A 17,498-nucleotide genomic window follows, 5' to 3' on the forward strand; every position below is an offset into this window, starting at 1 on the left:
CACCCCGTCCGTTCCCCAGGAGTTCCTGCCGTGCCCGCGCATGCCGAAGATCCCCTCCGGAGCGTCGTCGTGCCCTTCGACGCCGACACCCCGCCCCCTGAACTCGGCCGGCTCGCCGCCGAGACGCCCGAGCGGTGGCGCACCGTCGACCGCTCCCGCCACGCACCGCGCCTGGTGCTCGTACCGGACGACGCGGGGGAGGGCGTGGCCGGGGCCGCCCTGGTGACGGCCCGCCCGGACACGGCCTACCTGAAGATCGTGGACGCCATCGGTGACGTGCGGGCCGCGGTCCGCGCCGTCGTCGCCCACGCCCGGCGTCTGGCGCTGGCTCAGGTCAAGTGGGAGGGCTGGACGGTGAGTCCGGCCGTGGCCGAGTCGGAAGGGTTCACCGCGCTGACCCCACCCCTCGCGCAGCCGCAGGACGCGCCGGGCCCGCCCGCCGGCTACGTCCGCTGGCTGTCGGGGGCCACGGTGCCGGAACCGCGCTACTACGGTCAGAGCACCCACTTCACCTGCGGTGCCGTCACCGCCCTGGTCGCGCGGGCGCACGCCGGGAACCTGCCGTGGACGGCCCTGGACCGCCGGGCGGAGCTGACGCTGTGGCGCGACGCCACCAATTTCCCGTCCTGCGAACCGGTCGGCCTCGGCCTCGCCGTCCACCGGGCCTGGCCGGAGTCCGCCGTCACCGTCCACCTCGACAGCGAAGACCCCCTGTTCCTGGACCACTTGACCGACCCCGAACGCGCCTGGCGCACCGTCCTCCAAGACGTCTCCCGCGAGGAGGCCGCGCGGGCCGGCGTGCCCGTGCGGTCCGAGCGGCTGACCCTCGCCGCCATCCTGAGCGGACTCGACCGACGGCAACCGACCCTGCTCCTGCTGTCACTCGACCGCATGCAGGGGTACGACGTCCCGCACTGGGTGCTCTGCCACGCGGCGGTGCCGGGCGCTCTCGTGATCGACGACCCGTGGGCCGAGACGTCCAGGGGCGACACCTGGGTCGACGCCCACCTGCTCCCCGTACCCGAGGACTCCCTCGACGCGATGTCGACGCTGTCGCCGGGCCCGTTCCGGGGCGCGGTGACCCTCGGCGCCGGAGCGGCTTACCCGGGTCACCCGCCGTCGAGCCAGCGCACCTGGTAGGCCTCCAGGTCGACGGTCCGGCCGTCGACCTCGACCCGCACGGGCCGGTCCAGGGTGTTGACGAGCAGGGCGGTGTCGTCGTCGGCGAGCGTCAGCACGGCGGCCGCGTCGCGCCCCTCCACCCGGACCGGCCGGTACTCCGTCCCGGGCGGGAACCCGGCCGCGAAGCGCTGGATCAGTGCCATCATCGGCAACGCCCGACCGGTCGTGCCGGTGCCGGTGTCGACGTCGGTGTTCGGCCAGAGGCAGCTCACACACCGACCGTCCCGTGTCTGCGCGTTCCAGAAGAACGCCGTCTCGGCGCCGCCCTTGGCGATGGCCATCATCCCGGCCGCCTCGACGGCGAGCCGGTGCTGCTCGCTCCAGTTCCGGTAGGAGCCGTCCTCCTCGCCCGGTTCCGTGTAGTACTCGGCCCACCAGAGCGGCAGCGAGGTGTGCTGCCGGAGCCACCGGCCCACGGCGGTGAACTTCTCCGTCGCGCCGAACTCGTCCGGCACCGCGACACCGCCCCGGGCGTAGCTGGAGCCGTCGACCACGACGAAATCGGCGCCGACCTTGTGCTCGTTCCAGTAGTCGAAGGCGTCGAGCACCCGGCGGTCGACCGTGCCCCACGGGCCCGAGAGGGAGGAGGCGTGGCGGGTGGTTCCGGGCGGCAGGCTGTCCATGTTCAGGTACGGCCCACCGACCAGAATCCTCTTGTCCACCTTCTTCAGGGCCCGGTGGACGTGGTTGTAGAGCTGGGTGTACCCCTCCTGGTTCCAGCGCTGCTTGCTCTCGTCGAAGAAGCCCTTGAACTCGTTCCAGACGATGAAGTGCTTCACCTCCGGATAGCGTCGGGCGACGGTCGCCGCGAGGTCGGCGAAGTCGTCGTAGTGCTCGGGGCTCGGGGCGGTCTCCAGGGACCGGCGGGACCAGTCCGTGCGGCCCGGTGTGCCGCCCTTCATCCAGTCCGGAGCGCAGCACAGGGTGACGACGGGTGTGCCGCCCGTCGCCTCGATCAGGTCCATGCGCGCGTCCAGGGCCGCGAAGTCGTAGCGGCCCGGGGACGGTTCGGGATTGTCGGCACCCCAGCCCATCATGTGCTGGTTCTGCGGAAGCGACTGCGCGGACAGGGTCCGTACCGCCGTGTCCACGGAGGAGGAGCCGAGTTGGTCACCGACGCTGTACTGCGTGTGGGTGACGCCCCAGCCGAGCGAGGCGGGGACGGCCTCGTCCCCGCCGGACTGGCTGCCGCACAGCGCGACGAGCAGGGCCAGGGCCGCGATCACCGAGAGGGCGGCGCTCACACGCCACCTCGCCTTCGCCCTGCCCGCCCGGCGCGTCACTCCCGCACACCTGCCCCGACCGTCCGGCGCGCGAGCCGTCGGGAGCCGCGGACCAGGGCGTAGCCCTTCGTCAGCGTCCGGTCCACGGCGAAGGTCCGGCCCACGGCCCGTCCCTCGACCAGTCGCGCGAACTCCTGGAGTCCGGTGCCCCGTCGTACGGTCATCCTGCGCAGGGCGAGCGGACCCTGGCGCGGGTCGGCGAGCGCGTTGCCCACGGCCAGGGACTGGGCGAAGCCGGCCCGCCGCACGGTCTGCCGCACCCGGCGGTCGGAGTAGCCGAACGGGTAGGCGAAGGACGTGGGCGCGGTGCCGGTCCGTTCCTCGATGATCTCCTTGCAGCGCTCCACCTCGAACCGCAACCGCCCCTCGGCGAGCTGGTCCAGCTGGGGGTGGGTGTGGCTGTGGCCGCCGATCTCGACTCCCTGTGCCGCGAGTTCGCGCACCTCGTCCCAGTCGAGCATGGTGTCCAGGGCGGCCCCGTCGATCTCGTGCGGGCCGCGCAGCCAGCCCGTGGTGACGAAGACGGCGGCGGGAAAGCCGTACCGGCGCAGGTCCGGCAGGGCGTAGCGGTGCACGCCCCGGTAGCCGTCGTCGAAGGTGATCAGCACCGGCCGCGGGGGGAGCGTCGCACGGCCCCGCCAGGCCTCGGCGAGGTGGGCGGTGGTGACGGGGGTGAAGCCGCGCTCGTTCAGCAGCGCCATCTGGTTGGCGAACATCCCGGGTGTGACGGAGAGCGTCCGGATCGCGGCCGCCGGCGCGTCCGAGACGCCGTGGTACATGAGGATCGGTACGGGACGGGTCATCGTGGACTCCTCGCACGGGTGGCGGTCCAGGTGCGGGCCCTGCCCATGGACCTCAGGAGCCGGTCGGCCGGCGCGCGCAGTTCCGGGTGGGACACGACCGTGTTGCGCAGGGCGCGCACCGGGGCCCGGCGCGCCCAGTGGGCGGCGGCGACCGGATGGCGTCGTGTCGTCCAGCCCTCGGAGACCTGGACGTCACCGGTCTTGAGCACGTCCTTGTGGTCCCGCTGCCCGCGTCCGAGGTCGAGGTGGGAGAGGCCGTCCTCGGCCGCTCCGCGCGCCATGCGCAGGTGCTGCACGACGCCGGGGGAGTACTTGGCGAAGGCCGGGTCGTAGGCCGGGAACCAGCAGGCCAGGATGTGCTCCGACCGCACCCCGAAGTGCGCGGCCACCGGCCGGTCGCCGGCGTACAGCACGGAGAGGAGACCGGCGAACGAGTCGGTGCGGGTGTGGAACAGCTGCTCCGTCAGCTCGCGGATCCACGGGTGCGCGAAGCGGTCGCTGCGCCCGGTCCTGCGGTACTGGGCGGACTTCCACTCCATGAGGGTGCGCAGCATCGCGGGATCGCGTTCGTCGTGCACGTAGTGGACGTCCCCGGCGACGCGCGCCAGCTTGCGTTCGTAGCCCAGCCGGACACGGGTGCCCCGGCCCGATCGGGCGCGCAGCCGGGCCACGTAGGCGTCCCAGCCGTCCGCCACATCGATCACGGGGGAGGGGAAGGTGCCGAGCAGGGACTGCTCGAACGGCTGCTGCCCCTCGGCGAGGTGGTCGAACTCCCAGATGACGAGACCGCAGGCGCGCAGCAGTTCCTGCGCGTCCCACCGGAAGCCCGGCGCGTGCACGAGGCCCTGGCAGTCGGACAGGCCGAGCCCGACGGCGCGGCCGACGCCCACCGCGTTGCGCTGGTAGGGGAAGAACGCGGCCGGTTCCCCGGTGGAACCGTCCTCGCGCAGCACGGCGACCCGTACGTCGCGCCGGCACCGTCCGACGGCCCGGGTGAACTCCGGTGCGAGGAAGGGGTTCGCCAGCTGCGAGGCGCCGCCCGCGTACGCCTTCGACTGGAGGGTCCGCCACGCGGTTCGGTCGGCTGCGGTCAGCTCTTCCGGCCGGTACACGCTGATGTCCATGGTGGGTGTCCTTCAGTTCGCTCTTCAGGTCGCGGCGGGGTGGGCGCGGTGCCGCTCACCGGGGGGAAGGGGCGCGGACGGACGGGGACCGCCGGTCCGGGCGGGGGGTTCCACCACCCAGGACGCGGAGCGGCCGCGGCGGGCGCGGACGACGCCGACCGTGTAGCCGAGGGCCGCGCTCGACACCCCGGCCACGATCGCCGCCGCCCGCCCGGCGCCGCCACGCTGTCCGAGCAGACAGTCACGGACCCCGCGGAGCACACCGGCCGGCAGGACGCGCGTGGTGTAACGGCGCTCGGACTCCAGGCCCTTGCGCACCCCCACATGTCGGGTGACCTGGGCCTTGGAGAGGCCCTCGGCGTACGTCCGGCGGCGGAAGTAGGCGAAGCGCTCCCGGACCGGGGGCACCTTGTGGTGGATGACGGCGCGGTGGTCGAGGAGGAGCACGGCGTCGGGGAGCCGCTGGGTGAGCCGGATGCACAGCTCGGTCTCCTCGCAGCCCAGGGGGTGCTTGTCGCCGTCCCGGCCGATACCGATGGCGAAGCCTCCCACCTGGTCGAAGACCGTCCGGCGGAAGGAGGCGTTGCCGCCCAGCACGTTGCGGACGGGGGTGCGTCCCGGGGGCATCCCCTTGTAGGCGCAGCCCACGACCCAGTCGAACTCGGCCGGGAACCAGGCCGGGCGGTGCCCGGAGGCCCACGCCGGGACGGTCCGGCCGCCGACGGCCATCACGTGCGGATCGTCGTAGGCGTCGGCCATGTGCCGCAGCCAGTCGGGTTCCGCGACGGCGTCGTCGTCGAGGAAGGCGACGACCGAGCCCCGGGCGGCGGCGATGCCGGTGTTCTTCCCGGCGGACAGGCCCTGGGGGCCCGCGTTGGGCATGATCCGGAGCTCCGGTCCGCCGTCCAGCGGTCCGGCGCCGGCGCCGTACTGCTTGCGGAGCCGGTCGAGCAGGGCCGGATTGTGGTCGACGACCAGCAGGGTCTCCACGGCGGGCAGGGACTGGTGCCGTACCGACGTGACGGCGGCGAGGATGTCCTGCCACCGGTCCTCGGTGTAGACGCAGATGACGACGGAGACATCGGTACCGGGCACGGCACTTCTCCTTACTTCCGCGGGCCGGGCTCGGGCTCGCCGGGCCGCGGCTTCTCGGGCGTGGGCGGGGCCGGCGTCCTCCGGGACCGCGCGGGCAGCCACTGGGATCGCCGGATCATCAGGTACAGGGCGAGCAGGGTCAGCGCCACCAGCCAGGCCACGCCTCCGCCGGCCAGCCCCATACGGGGCAGCAGGACGGCCGCGAGGCCCAGCACCAGGGCGCACAGGGCCAGTTGCAGACCGACGACCGTGCGCATGCGCCGGCGCATCCGGGCCACGTCGACGGCGAGGCTCACCACCAGGTTGGGCACGGCGGAGAGGGCCAGCAGCCGCAGCAGGGTGGTGCCGTGCTCGGCGTACTCGGGTCCGAACAGGGCCAGCAGCCGCGGCGCGACGACGATCATGAGCAGGGCGCCGCCCGCCATCAGGAGCGTCGAGTGGCGCAGGACGCGGACGGTGTGCTCGGCCAGCCGTCCCGGCTCGTGGGCGGCCTCGACGATCAGGGAGCTGCCCATGTTCGTCGCCAGCAGGTAGGGCAGGTAGCCGACGATCCACGCGAGGGAGTAGTTGGCGCTCTGTTCCGGGCCGAGCGTGTTCAGCACCAGCAGCGGCGGCAGGCTGTAGGCGGCCATGCGGAACAGTGAGCCGACGTAGTCGGCCGTCGCGTACCCGACGAGGCGGGGCGGGCGGGCCGCCCGGGGCGCCTGTCGTTCGTGCCGTGGCACGGCGCGGCGGAGCAGGAAGACGTTGGCCACCAGGAGGGCCACGATCAGCGCGCCGGCCCAGGAGACGAGGATGCCCATGAAGAGCGTGAGGGCGGCCGCGGCGGCCAGCAGCAGGATCTTCACCACGGCGAAGATCACGTTCTCGGTCGCCACCCAGCCCGGGTGCCGGACGCCCGTCAGCGCGCCGTCCTGGAGTGCGAAGATCGCGTAGGCCGCGGTGTAGGTCACGAAGAACAGGCCGGTCAGCGGGGAGAGCAGGAAGTCGAGACCGGGACTGACGGTGGGCACCAGGAGCAGGAATCCGACGGACACCGCCACGCTGCACGCGATGCTGGCGCCGTAGCACGTCAGGATCAGGCTGCGGGTGTGGCGCCCGGCGGCGGGGACGAACCGCACCAGGAAGTCGGAGAGGTTGAGCTGGCCCACCGTGGACAGCAGGGTGGCGGCGGACACCGCGGCGTAGTTGAGGCCCACCGTCCGGTCGTCGTACCAGTGGGTGGCCAGCACCCAGAAGACGGCTCCCAGGACCGCGTTGACGATCGAACTCAGGGCGAGCAGGTGGCCGTTGCGCAGCAGGGGCTCGCTCGGCAGCAGTCCGGCGCAGCGGGTGCGGACACCGGAGAGGCGGGGGCGCGGGGCGGGTGCCACCTCCGCCGCGGCCGCTGTCCCCGCTTCGTCCGGGGGCGGTCCTTGGTGTCCGCTGACCGCCTGGGTGGCCATGGCGTCTCCCGGGCTCACTTCGTGCTGCCGGACAGCGGGCCCTGGCGCGAGGGCCAGCGCGGGGGCGCGACGGTGTCGTTGCGCGGCAGCCGCAGCCGGGGCGTCAGCACGAGGGCCGAGGTGAGCGCGGCCAGCGCGATCAGGGCCCGTACGGGGCTGAACACGCCGAGGACGAACAGGGCTTCCGCCACCAGCGCGCACAGGGCGACGCTGACGGCTCCCGCGATGACCACGGGGGCCAGCAGGGCGGCCGTGCCGTCCCCGCGCCGCGGTCCGGGCCCGGTGGCCCACCACAGGGCGGCCAGCCCGGGGCACACGAGGAGGAAGGCCACCGTGATCACCACCCGTACCGGTGAGCCGTCGGGGAGCGCGGTCGCGGCGAGCGCCAGCCATCCGGACAGCGCCACGCACCCTCGCAGCCGGGTCATCGTGTCCTCCCTTCCGAGGGCGGGTCGAAGCGGTACACGACCGCGTCCGCGCTGCGGTACACGGCGGTGAAGCCGGGGGCGCCGGACAGGGCGGTCTCCAGCCTGCGGGTGAAGTCCGCGGGCATCGAACCGTTCAGCCGGACGTCCGCCTCCTGGGCACGGCTGAGCACGATGTACGCGGGCCTGCCGCCGGCCCGGCCGAGGATCGGTTCCAGCCCGGCGAGCGGGTCCCGGCCCATCAGCCGCCGCGCCTCCAGGCCCTCACTGGTGAGTTCCGCGCGCTCGTGCTGGTCGTAGTGCATCTCCAGGCCGGGGGCGGCGAACGTGACGGAGACGATCAGCGACCCGGGGGGCGTCCGCGTCGTGACGTACCGGGTGGCGGCGACCTCGTCGGCGGAGAAGCGGTTCATCGCCTCCTTGCTGTAGTAGCCGAACATCAGGCCGCCGAGCATGGCCAGCAGGACCACCACGACCACGGGGGTGCGGAAGGAGATCCGGGAGAGGTGCGGTATCAGCAGCGCCGCGATGAGGAAGGCAGCGGCCGGCAGGGCGAACATGTAGGCGCGGAAGGCCATCTCACCGCCGTAGGCGTTGATCAGGGCGAGCGGCAGCGGCGACAGCGCGAGCAGGGGCATCGGGGTGCGCCGGGTCCAGCGGTGGACGACGTAGGCCGCGGCGGCGAGCAGGAACACGCCCCCTGACAGGCCCCGGTCGATCCAGGAGACGACGACCTGGCTGGGCGCGGCGTCGGCGAGCCGGTTCAGGCCGGACCAGACATTGGCCTCGGGGCGGGTGACCGCCTTCACGAAGCTGCCGAGGTTCTCCACCACGTACGGCCTCGCCACGGTCGCGTACCAGGCCAGGTTGAGCAGGACCGCCGCGGCCAGCGCGGGCAGCACCACCCGCCGGTTGGCCCGGGGGAGGGCGAGCAGCAGCAGCGCGCTGATCAGCATGAGCGGCGACAGCTGGTGGGAGGTGATGATCGCGGCCTCCATCACGACCAGCACGACGAACAGACCGGGCGGCCACCCCCAGGAGCGTGGCACGCCGCGGTTCGGGGTCCGCGAGGAGGGCAGCTGCCGGACGACGACGGCGATGACGGCCGTGTAGAGCAGGAAGGTGAAGGCCTGCGGCGCGAAGTAGTCCTGCCCCACCCAGGCGCACGAGTAGTAGATCCACACGGCGCCCCAGATCAGCCGGCGGTCGGTGGTGAGCGACCGGTAGATCAGCAGCAGGGGGCCGAGGGTGAGGACGTTGACCAGCACCTGGGACCACAGCGCGTACGCCAGGGCGGACTCCAGGCCGGCGGCCCGCAGGAGCAGCGCGTTGAACTGGAAGAACCCGGGCCACTGGTTGTAGATGCCGAGGCCCTCGGCGTCCGGCACCTCACCGTTGTGCCGGACCATCGCGTCGATGACCGCGACGTGCTTCCACGCCCAGGCGTAGCGCAGCTCCGAGTAGAGCAGGGGCGGGGTGGCGTGGATGACGGCGATCAGGGCCAGCGTGTACAGCGCGTAGCAGCCGTGCGGGGTGCGCCGGTCGCCCGCCGCCACGCAGAAGCCGACGACGAGGAGGCCGAGCGCGACCCAGAAGGTGACGGGCAGCACCTGGAGCAGGCCCAGGTCGCCCATCGCGTCCAGGCGTACCTCGCGCAGGGAGGTCACCCACAGGGCGACGGCGGCCGGCAGCAGGAAGGCCGCGGCCCGGACGCCGCGGCCCGAGGCGCGCAGCCGGATCCGGCCGCGGGCGGAGACGGGCCGCGCGAGCGGTGCGAGGGGGGAGACCTCGGGGGTTCCCAGCGTGTCGCTACCCACGCGCGGCATGGTGTCCTCCTGCCCCGCGGGTGTTTCGCGGAGCGCTTCGGGTTGCTGCCGGCTGAACACGGGTGACTCCGTGTGGACGGGGCGGCCGGAATCAGTCCGGCGTGCTCGGGTGCGGTGCGGGTGCGGTGCGGCTGCCCGGCCGCTCGGAGAGCAGGGTGCGCAGCACTCGGCGGCCGTCGGAGACCGCGTGCAGGTTGGAGTGGCCGCTGCGGCGCGGCAGCTCCAGACTCGGCACCTCCGCGATGCGCAGGCCCGAGTTCAGGGCGTGCGCGATCATCTCGGTCTCGATCTCGAAGCCGGTGCTGTGCAGGTCGAGGTCGTCGAGGAAGCTGCGGCGGAAGGCGCAGTACCCGTAGCAGAGGTCCGTCAGGTGGGCGCCGTACAGATGGTTCACGGCCGCGAGCAGTGCCTGGTTGCCCCAGCTGCGGATCCGGGTGATGTCGAGGGAACCGCCGCCCGCGATGAAGCGGGAGCCCTTGACGAAGTCGTACCCGTTGTCGAGGAAGTGCAGGTAGTGCGGGATCTCCCCGGGCAGCATGCTGCCGTCCGCGTCGATCATCACGATGTAGTCGCCGGACGCGGCGAGGAAACCGGTCCGCAGGGCGTTGCCCTTGCCCGGGCCGCTCTGCTCGACGTGGCGGACGGTGGGCAGGCAGTGGCGCGCCATGTGCACCGTCGAGTCGTGGGAGTCGCCGTCGACGAGGATGACCTCGTCCACACAGTCCGGGATCTGCTCGAAGACCCAGGGGATGTTGCGGGCCTCGTTGCGGGCGGGGACGACCAGACTGACGGTGGCCCTCGGCGGCGGGCGGTCCCCGGCGCGGCGCAGGGGGTGCCCGGCCGGGCGGTCGCCGGTCCGGCCAGCGGGAGTCCCCGGGAGAGTGCCGTTGCGCGAGGGAACGGTGCTGGATTCGCTCAGCTGTGAAGGGTGAATCATGATCTCGGCGCTCCGAAACTCGATCCGACGGCGGATTCCCGAGCGGTGGGCGACGTAGTCGACGGTGCGGCGGAAGCCCTGCCCGACCCCGTATGTTTACGACGTATACGTACATGGTCACCACGTTTCTTCCGGCAGGTCAAGTGCAGGAGTCCGGGGCGGTGGGCGCGGACGGAGCACGATCCGCCGACGACGGGGCCGGAGCAGGCCGCCTTCGCGGTGGCGAACGAGGAACACGAGGCCGGGTTCCGGGCCGTGGCCGCCCGCCACGGGAGCCCCACGCACGGGCTCCGACCGCGGAAGTCCCGCCGCCCGCACCGGAATTCCCCCGCCTCACGGACGAGGGGCGCGGGGCCTCGCCATAGGGTGTGCCCCATGCCTGCCATGGTCAGTTCCGCGAAAACCCGCGCCGCGTTGCGCACATCGGCCCGTGTCTCGGCCGAGTTGCTGTTGGTCCTCGTGATGCTCGGGGTCGCCCTCTGGCTGCTCGACTGGATGTGGTCGGTGGTCTGGCCGCTCGTCATCGCGCTGCTCCTCACAACGCTGACCTGGCCTCCGACACGCTTCCTCCGCTCCCGCGGCTGGCCCGCCGCGCCGGCCGCCTCGCTGGTCACGGTGCTCTTCCTCGTCGTGGCCGCGGGGGTCGTGGCACTGATCGCGGTTCCGGTGGCGTCCCAGTCCGGCGACCTGACCGACGGCGTGGTCGAGGGCGTGCAGAGGCTCCGGGAGTGGGCCGCCGGGCCGCCGCTGAACATCGGGGACGCCGAGATCGACAAGGCCTTCGACAGCGCGGTCGACCGTGCGCAGGACGGTCTGGGCAGCGCGGTGGGTGCCCTGGTCACGGGCGTGAGCAGCGTCGTCAACGGCGTGATCACCGGCGTGCTGGCCCTGTTCCTGATGTTCTTCTTCCTCAAGGACGGCCCGCGGTTCCTGCCCTGGCTGTCCCGTCAACTGCCCGGCCGGCTCGCCACCGACGTCCCCACGGTCGCCGCCCGCAGCTGGGACACCCTGGGCTCGTTCGTCCGCTCGCAGGCCGCCGTCGGCATGCTCGACGCCGTGCTGATCGGACTCGGCCTGTGGATCCTGGACGTCCCCCTGGTCCTGCCCCTGGCGGTGCTGACGTTCGTCACCGCGTTCGTGCCGATCGTGGGCGCGCTGTTCGCCGGCTTCGTGGCGGTCCTCATCGCGCTGGTCTCCAACGGTCTGACCGACGCGCTGATCGTGCTCGCCATCATCGTGGTCGTGCAGCAACTGGAGGGGAACGTCTTCCAGCCCATGATCCAGAGCCGCGGCCTCGGCCTGCACGCGGCGGTGATCCTGCTGGCGGTCACCCTGGGCGGCAACCTCGCGGGCATCGTCGGCAGCCTCCTCGCCGTCCCGATCACCGCCCTGATCGCGGTGATCTGGACCTACATCCGCGAACAGCTCACCGACCCGACGCAGGAGCCGGGGGAGGGGGAACCGCTGCCCGGGGCTGCGGTTCCGTCATAGGGGACACCTGTCGCCTCAGCCGTCCTGCTGCACAACCCCCCGGGTCGAGAACGACACCGGGTCGCCGGTCGTGAAGTCGCCCGGGGGGAAGCCCGGATGGTGGCCCTCCGTCGGTGCGGGGGGCTCGTCGTGGGCGCTGAGAGTGAGGCGCGAGACGATGCGGTAGCGGTCGCCGCGGTAGAGCGAGTGGACATACTCCACCGCTCTGCCGCGGCTGTCCGTGGTGAGCCGCTCGAAGAGCAGCGCGGGGGACAGTTCCGGTACGTGGAGGAGTTCGGCCTCGGCGCGGGTGACGACGGTCGGCTCTATGGACTGTACGGCCTCCCTGACCTGGACGCCGTGCCGGTCGCGCAGGTGCTCGTAGAGGTCCCCCTGCTTGAGTTCGTCACTGGTCAGGCCGGGGGCGAGATCGGCCCGGACGTGCAGGTGCTCGATGGCCGTCGGGATGCCGTCGACGAGGCGCAGGCGGGCGACGTAGAAGATCTCCGCGGCCGGTGAGACGCGGAGCTTTCTGCTGATCCGGGCCCCGGCCGCAATCGTGCTGAACTCCAGCAGCCGGCTGGTCCACACACCCGAGGCCCTCGGCAGACTGAAGGCGTTGCGGTCCGAGACCAGTTCCTGGGTGATCTTCTCCGCGGCCACGAACATGCCCCGGCCGTGCTCCCGCACGAGCAGTCCCGCGACGACCAGTTCATCGACCGCCGCCCGCAACGTCGGCCGGGACACGCCGAGTTGTGAACAGAGGGCGCGCTCGGAGGGGATGGCGTCCCCGGGGCTGCGGGCCTCGATCAGTTCGAGGATCGCGTCACGGACCCGCTCTCGCTTGAGCATCGCGCCGGAGGCGGCCGCGTCGATCTCCATACGGGGCTCTCGTTCGTCGTCGGGACTTCGTCGGGACTTCGTCGGCAAGGGGTCGGGAAGGGGGCGCAAGGGGTCGGCAAGTCGTGGGGAACTCGCTGGTCAACTATAACTGGCCAACTGGTCAACTTGCAGGTGTCCGGGCAGGTCCGGGGTGGGATGGCTCCCGGAGACCTTGGGTTCAGCAAACTGACATGTCAGCAAGGGGGGTTGACGCCCGCATTGGTCTATGCCACCTTCATGCCGCCACCAACTGGTAAACACTCGGCCAGAGATTGGTCAGGTCAGGGTTTGCCACTCGTTCCCAGGCTCCCCAGAGGTGAACCGTGAACCACCGCCCCCTTGCCCTGCTCGGCGCCATGCTACTGAGCGCCGGACTCGTCGCCTGTTCCTCCTCCTCCGACCGCGACCAGAGCGACGGCGGACCGACTTCCCTCGACGTGTGGCTGATGCGCGACAGCGTCTCGGCGGACTTCCAGACGGAGTTCGAGGCCGGCTTCGAGAAGGCCCACCCGGACATCGACGTGAAGATCCAGATCCAGGAGTGGGAGGGCATCGGCGAGAAGGTCACCGCCGCCCTGGCCAGCAACGACGCCCCCGATGTCATCGAGGTGGGCAACACCCAGGTCGCCCAGTACGCCCAGAGCGGCGGACTGACCGACTTCACCGACCAGGTCACCGACCTCGGCGGCGACACCTGGCTCAAGGGCCTCGCCGAACCCGGCGCCTGGGAGGGCAAGCAGTACGGCATCCCGTACTACGCCGCCAACCGCGTCGTCATCTACCGCACCGACCTGTTCGAGAAGGCGGGCATCGACGCCACGCAGATCAAGACACGTGACCAGTGGCTGGCCGCCACCGAGAAGCTCAACAAGGGCGGCGTGCAGGGCATCTACCTGCCCGGCCAGAACTGGTACACCCTCGCGGGCTTCGTCTGGGACGAGGGCGGCGACCTCGCCTTCCAGAACGGCGACCGATGGACCGGGGGCCTGGACAGCCCCGAAGCGCTCAGAGCGATGGAGTTCTACAAGCAACTCCAGGCCCTGGGCAAGGGACCCAAGGACTCCGACGAGGCCCGCCCGCTCCAGGCCGAGGTCGTGGCCAAGGGGCAGATCGCCCAGGTCATCGCCACCCCCGGCGGAGCCAACGTCATCGCGCAGAGCAACCCCGACCTCAAGGGCAAGCTGGGCTTCTTCCCCATCCCCGGCAAGACCGCCGACACCCCGGGCGCCGTCTTCACCGGCGGTTCCGACCTGGTCGTGCCCGCCGTCGCCGCCCACCAGGAAGCCGCGTACACCTTCATCAAGGAACTCACCGGCGACGCCTGGCAGGAGAAGCTCGCCCTCGCGATGAGCTACGTCCCGAACCGGACCAGCCTGGCGGACGCCGTCGCCTCCGACCCCGGTGCCGCGGCCATGGCGGTCGGCGCCGCCCAGGGACACGCCACGCCCAACACACCCCAGTGGGCGGCGGTCGAGGCCAAGAACCCCATCAAGGACTACATGACGGCCGTCCTCACCGGCCGGGACATCAAGTCCGAGGCGGCCAAGGCGTCCGAGTCCATCACCGCCACGCTGAACAGCGGCTCCTGACCCATGCCCGCCACGCCCTTCCGACCCCCGTCCCGCGGACGCCCCGCCGCCCTCGGCCCCTACCTGCTGATCGCGCCGGCCGTCCTGGGCATGCTCTACCTCCTGGTCTATCCGTTCGGCCGGGCCCTGCTGATCTCCTTGCAGGACTTCCGGCTGCGCGAACTGATCAAGGGCGACGCCGAGTTCGTGGGACTGCGCAACTACCAGACCCTGCTCAGCGACCCCAGGTTCTGGGACGTCGTCCGCCGCACGTTCCTGTTCATGGCCGTCAACGTCGCCGCCATCATGGTCCTCTCGACGCTGGTCGCCCTGATGATCGAACGGCTGCGTACCGTCGGCAGGGCCGTGGTCCTCAGCTCACTGGTCCTGGTGTGGGCGGTGCCCGTCGTGGCCGCCACCACCGTCTTCCAGTGGCTGTTCCACTCGGAGTTCGGCATCGTCAACGAAACGCTCACCAACCTCGGCTTCACCTCCTACGAGGCGTACCCCTGGTTCGCCAACGGCACCGCGGCCTTCACGATCATCGTCGTCCTCATCGTCTGGCAGTCGGTGCCGTTCGCCGCGATCACCCTCTACTCGGCCCTCACCACCGTGCCCGAGGAACTGTACGAGTCCGCCCGCCTCGACGGGGCCGGCGCCGTACGGATCTTCCGCTCCGTCACCTTCCCCCTGGTGCGGCCGATCTTCATGCTGGTGCTCTCCCTCGAAGTCATCTGGACGTTCAAGGCGTTCGTGCAGATCTGGGTGATGACCCGGGGCGGCCCCGGCGACGCGACCACGATCCTGCCGGTGTACGCCGTGCAGACCGCCCTCGCCAACCAGCGCTACGACCTCGGCTCGGCCGCCTCCATGGTCACCGTCCTGCTCATGAGCGGCGTCCTCGTCCTGTACTTCCGCCAGTTGTTCCGCCAGGAAGGGGAGCACCTGTGAGCACGCCCCGAACGGCCGCCCGTCGACGCGCACTTCGCCGCCTGCCGCTCGGCGCGGCAGCCACCCTGACCGTGCTGATCTGCCTCTTCCCCGTGTACTGGATGATCGCGACGGCCTTCAAGCCCTCCCGTGACATCCAGTCCTACGAACCGCGCCTGATCCCCCGGGAATGGACCCTCGAACACTTCCGCACCGCCGTCCAGGCCGACAGCTTCGCCCTGTTCTGGCGCAACAGCCTCCTGGTCACGCTGAGCGCCGTACTCCTCGCCCTCGTCGTCGCGCTCGGCGCCGCCTACGCCGTGGCCCGGCTGCGCTGGCGCGGCCGCCGCCAGTTCATGCTCGCGGTGTTCATCGCCCAGATGGCGCCCTGGGAGTCGCTGATCATCCCGATCTACATCATCTCCCGCGACACCGACATGCTCGACCGGCTGCCGACGCTCACCCTCATCTACTTCATGATCACCCTGCCGTTCACGGTGGTGGTCCTCAGGGGCTTCATCGCCGGCATCCCGCCCGAACTGGAGGAGGCGGCACAGGTCGACGGCTGCACCCGGCTGGGCGCCTTCCGCCGGATCGCCTTCCCGCTGCTCGCCCCGGGACTGATGGCCACCTCGCTCTTCGGATTCATCACCGCCTGGAACGAGTTCACCTACGCCAACTTCCTCATCATCAAACAGCAGGACAGCCGCACCCTGCCGGTCTGGCTCTCCTCCTTCCAGACCACCTTCGGCACGGACTGGGGCGCCACCATGGCCGCCTCCACCCTCTTCGCGCTGCCCGCGCTGATCGTCTTCCTCGCCCTGCAACGCCACGTGACCTCGGGCCTCACCGCCGGAGGCGTCAAGGGCTGACCTCCACCTCCACTTCCGCACCCGCACCCCCGTACCGTGCCCGCCGAACCCCGGAGTCAAGCCCGTGGACCTGCCCCCGCCCACACCGCCACGCCCTGAACTCGCCCTCGTTCCCCGGCCCGTCAAACTGTCCGCCCGCTCCGGCCGGTTCCGCCTCGACGCCACCACACGACTGCGCGTCACCCCCGGCGCCGAGAGCGCCGCCGACCTCCTGCGCACCTACCTCCGCCCCGCCACCGGACCGCGCCTGGAGCACGCCGAGGACGGCACCTTCGTCCTCGCCCTCGACCCCGCCCTCCGGGGCCTGGGCGAGGAGGGCTACGGCCTGACCGTCTCCCCCCACGGCGTCCTGCTGCGCGCCGCCCGCCCGACCGGACTCCTGCGCGGAGTCCAGACGATCCGTCAACTCCTGCCCTACGAGGCCCTGTCGGCACCGTACGAGGGCGCTGAGCTGCCCGGCGTCGAGATCACGGACGTCCCCGCACACCCCTGGCGCGGCATGCTGCTCGACGTGGCCCGCCACTTCCAGCCGGTCTCCTACCTGCACCGGTTCGTGGACCTCCTCGCCCTGCACAAGCTGAACACGCTGCACCTGCACCTCACCGACGACCAGGGCTGGCGGATGCCGGTGGCCGCCTACCCCAGGCTCACCGAGATCGGCGGCCGACGGACGCAGTCCATGACCGGCCCCGCCGGCAGCACCCACTTCGACGGCCGCCCGCACGGCGGCTCGTACACCCGTGCCGAACTCACCGGACTCGTCGCCCACGCGGCCGCGCGCGGCGTGACCGTCGTACCGGAGATCGGGGTGCCCGGACACGTACGGGCCGCGCTCGCCGCCCACCCCGAACTGGGCAACGACCCCGGCCGGTCGCTGGACGTATGGACCCACTGGGGCGTCTGCCCGAACGTGCTCGGCGTCGGCGACCACGTCCTCGACTTCTTCCGCACGGTCCTCGACGAGGTGATGGACCTCTTCCCCTCCCCGTACATCCACATCGGCGGCGACGAGGTTCCCACGGAGGAATGGGAGACGAGCCCCGAGGCCGTCGCCCGCGCCGCGCAGGAGGGGCTGCGGGGCCCGCGGGACCTGCACGGCTGGTTCATGTCCCGGATGGCCGACCACGTCCTGCGGGCGGGCCGGCGCCCGGTCGCCTGGGCCGAGGAAGGCAGCACACTGCCCCCCGACTGCACGGTGATGAGCTGGCGCACACCCCGGCACGCCTGGGCGGCCGCCCGCCGCGGACACGACGTCATCCACGCCCACTACCGCGCCACCTACTTCGACTACGCCCGCGACCCCGGCCCGCTGGAGCCACCCGCGCAGCCGGGCCGCCCCGTCGACCTGCGCACCGTCTACGGCGTCGACCTCGCGCCGCCGGCCGGCGAACCACTGCTCGCCGGAAAGGTCCTGGGCACCCAGGGACAGCTGTGGACCGAGTTCGTCCCGACCCCCGAGCACATCGAGTACCTCACCTACCCCCGCCTGTGCGCGCTCGCCGAACGCGCCTGGGACCCCACCGACGACTGGCCGGACTTCCGGACCCGGCTGGACGGGCACCGCGCGCGGCTGACCGCGCTCGGCGTACCGCACGACACCCTCCCGGACCGGACGGCGCACGCCCCCGCGTGACGGGGCCGCGGCCCTCCTCGCAC

General features: G+C 71.9%; 15 protein-coding genes. 6 read left to right on the forward strand and 9 right to left on the reverse strand.

The genetic code is table 11. The features are described from left to right. Positions 1-30 precede the first annotated feature (30 nt). Positions 31-1,140, forward strand: coding sequence for a peptidase C39 family protein (locus tag AB0E07_RS07845; protein ID WP_362247454.1), 1,110 nt, complete (start codon positions 31-33; stop codon positions 1,138-1,140). Here the strand turns inward: AB0E07_RS07845 and AB0E07_RS07850 are convergent. From AB0E07_RS07850 to AB0E07_RS07885, 8 genes are all read right to left on the reverse strand, one after another. Beyond that, entirely contained in the window at positions 1,110-2,426 is a 1,317-nt protein-coding gene (locus tag AB0E07_RS07850; RefSeq protein WP_362247455.1) for a xylan 1,4-beta-xylosidase, read from the reverse strand. The two genes, AB0E07_RS07845 and AB0E07_RS07850, sit on opposite strands and share 31 nt — an antisense overlap. A gap of 35 nt (positions 2,427-2,461) precedes the next feature. Continuing rightward, positions 2,462-3,268 carry a polysaccharide deacetylase family protein gene (locus tag AB0E07_RS07855; protein WP_362247456.1) on the reverse strand — a complete coding sequence of 269 codons (807 nt, stop codon included), beginning with the start codon at positions 3,266-3,268 and terminating at the stop codon, positions 2,462-2,464. Then, positions 3,265-4,392: a GNAT family N-acetyltransferase gene (locus AB0E07_RS07860; RefSeq protein WP_362247457.1), complete on the reverse strand. Its 1,128-nt coding sequence runs from the start codon at positions 4,390-4,392 to the stop codon at positions 3,265-3,267. Before AB0E07_RS07860 ends, AB0E07_RS07855 begins: the two co-directional genes overlap by 4 nt. A gap of 24 nt (positions 4,393-4,416) precedes the next feature. Continuing rightward, positions 4,417-5,487, reverse strand: coding sequence for a glycosyltransferase family 2 protein (locus AB0E07_RS07865; RefSeq protein ID WP_362247458.1), 1,071 nt, complete (start codon positions 5,485-5,487; stop codon positions 4,417-4,419). Positions 5,488-5,498: 11 nt separating this feature from the next. Then, positions 5,499-6,932 carry a lipopolysaccharide biosynthesis protein gene (locus AB0E07_RS07870; protein ID WP_362247459.1) on the reverse strand — a complete coding sequence of 478 codons (1,434 nt, stop codon included), beginning with the start codon at positions 6,930-6,932 and terminating at the stop codon, positions 5,499-5,501. Between the two features lie 14 nt (positions 6,933-6,946). Continuing rightward, complete coding sequence (locus AB0E07_RS07875; protein ID WP_362247460.1) at positions 6,947-7,360, reverse strand: hypothetical protein; 414 nt, start codon at positions 7,358-7,360, stop codon at positions 6,947-6,949. Continuing rightward, complete coding sequence (locus AB0E07_RS07880) at positions 7,357-9,174, reverse strand: glycosyltransferase (RefSeq protein ID WP_362247461.1); 1,818 nt, start codon at positions 9,172-9,174, stop codon at positions 7,357-7,359. The genes AB0E07_RS07875 and AB0E07_RS07880 overlap by 4 nt, the downstream gene beginning before the upstream one ends. Before the next feature lie 100 nt (positions 9,175-9,274). Continuing rightward, entirely contained in the window at positions 9,275-10,120 is an 846-nt protein-coding gene (locus tag AB0E07_RS07885) for a glycosyltransferase family 2 protein (protein WP_362247462.1), read from the reverse strand. A 375-nt stretch (positions 10,121-10,495) separates the two neighbouring features. On the opposite strand from AB0E07_RS07885, the gene AB0E07_RS07890 reads away from it, so the two are divergent. Next, complete coding sequence (locus AB0E07_RS07890) at positions 10,496-11,611, forward strand: AI-2E family transporter (RefSeq protein WP_362247463.1); 1,116 nt, start codon at positions 10,496-10,498, stop codon at positions 11,609-11,611. A 15-nt stretch (positions 11,612-11,626) separates the two neighbouring features. On the opposite strand, the gene AB0E07_RS07895 is transcribed toward AB0E07_RS07890, so the two are convergent. Then, on the reverse strand, positions 11,627-12,472 hold the full coding sequence (locus AB0E07_RS07895; protein ID WP_362247464.1) for a GntR family transcriptional regulator: 846 nt from the start codon (positions 12,470-12,472) through the stop codon (positions 11,627-11,629). Positions 12,473-12,795: 323 nt separating this feature from the next. On the opposite strand from AB0E07_RS07895, the gene AB0E07_RS07900 reads away from it, so the two are divergent. The 4 genes from AB0E07_RS07900 to AB0E07_RS07915 all read left to right on the forward strand — a co-directional run bounded on the left by AB0E07_RS07900 (position 12,796) and on the right by AB0E07_RS07915 (position 17,475). Further along, positions 12,796-14,061, forward strand: coding sequence for an extracellular solute-binding protein (locus AB0E07_RS07900; RefSeq protein ID WP_362247465.1), 1,266 nt, complete (start codon positions 12,796-12,798; stop codon positions 14,059-14,061). Between the two features lie 3 nt (positions 14,062-14,064). Then, the gene (locus AB0E07_RS07905) at positions 14,065-14,991 is read left to right on the forward strand and encodes a sugar ABC transporter permease (RefSeq protein WP_362247466.1); all 927 of its coding nucleotides are present in this window, start codon (positions 14,065-14,067) and stop codon (positions 14,989-14,991) included. After that, positions 14,988-15,842, forward strand: coding sequence for a carbohydrate ABC transporter permease (locus tag AB0E07_RS07910; RefSeq protein ID WP_362247467.1), 855 nt, complete (start codon positions 14,988-14,990; stop codon positions 15,840-15,842). Before AB0E07_RS07905 ends, AB0E07_RS07910 begins: the two co-directional genes overlap by 4 nt. Positions 15,843-15,906: 64 nt before the next feature. Next, positions 15,907-17,475: a beta-N-acetylhexosaminidase gene (locus AB0E07_RS07915; protein ID WP_362247468.1), complete on the forward strand. Its 1,569-nt coding sequence runs from the start codon at positions 15,907-15,909 to the stop codon at positions 17,473-17,475. The last annotated feature ends 23 nt before the right edge of the window (positions 17,476-17,498 follow it).

The sequence above is a fragment of the Streptomyces sp. NPDC048002 genome (assembly GCF_040653275.1).
GTDB lineage: Bacteria > Actinomycetota > Actinomycetes > Streptomycetales > Streptomycetaceae > Streptomyces.

Coding starts and splice junctions, on each gene's coding strand:
- AB0E07_RS07885 (WP_362247462.1), bottom strand. CDS start 10,120: ATGATTCACCCTTCACAGCTGAGCGAATCCAGCACCGTTCCCTCGCGC.
- AB0E07_RS07875 (WP_362247460.1), bottom strand. CDS start 7,360: ATGACCCGGCTGCGAGGGTGCGTGGCGCTGTCCGGATGGCTGGCGCTC.
- AB0E07_RS07855 (WP_362247456.1), bottom strand. CDS start 3,268: ATGACCCGTCCCGTACCGATCCTCATGTACCACGGCGTCTCGGACGCG.
- AB0E07_RS07890 (WP_362247463.1), top strand. CDS start 10,496: ATGCCTGCCATGGTCAGTTCCGCGAAAACCCGCGCCGCGTTGCGCACA.
- AB0E07_RS07905 (WP_362247466.1), top strand. CDS start 14,065: ATGCCCGCCACGCCCTTCCGACCCCCGTCCCGCGGACGCCCCGCCGCC.
- AB0E07_RS07895 (WP_362247464.1), bottom strand. CDS start 12,472: ATGGAGATCGACGCGGCCGCCTCCGGCGCGATGCTCAAGCGAGAGCGG.
- AB0E07_RS07860 (WP_362247457.1), bottom strand. CDS start 4,392: ATGGACATCAGCGTGTACCGGCCGGAAGAGCTGACCGCAGCCGACCGA.
- AB0E07_RS07870 (WP_362247459.1), bottom strand. CDS start 6,932: ATGGCCACCCAGGCGGTCAGCGGACACCAAGGACCGCCCCCGGACGAA.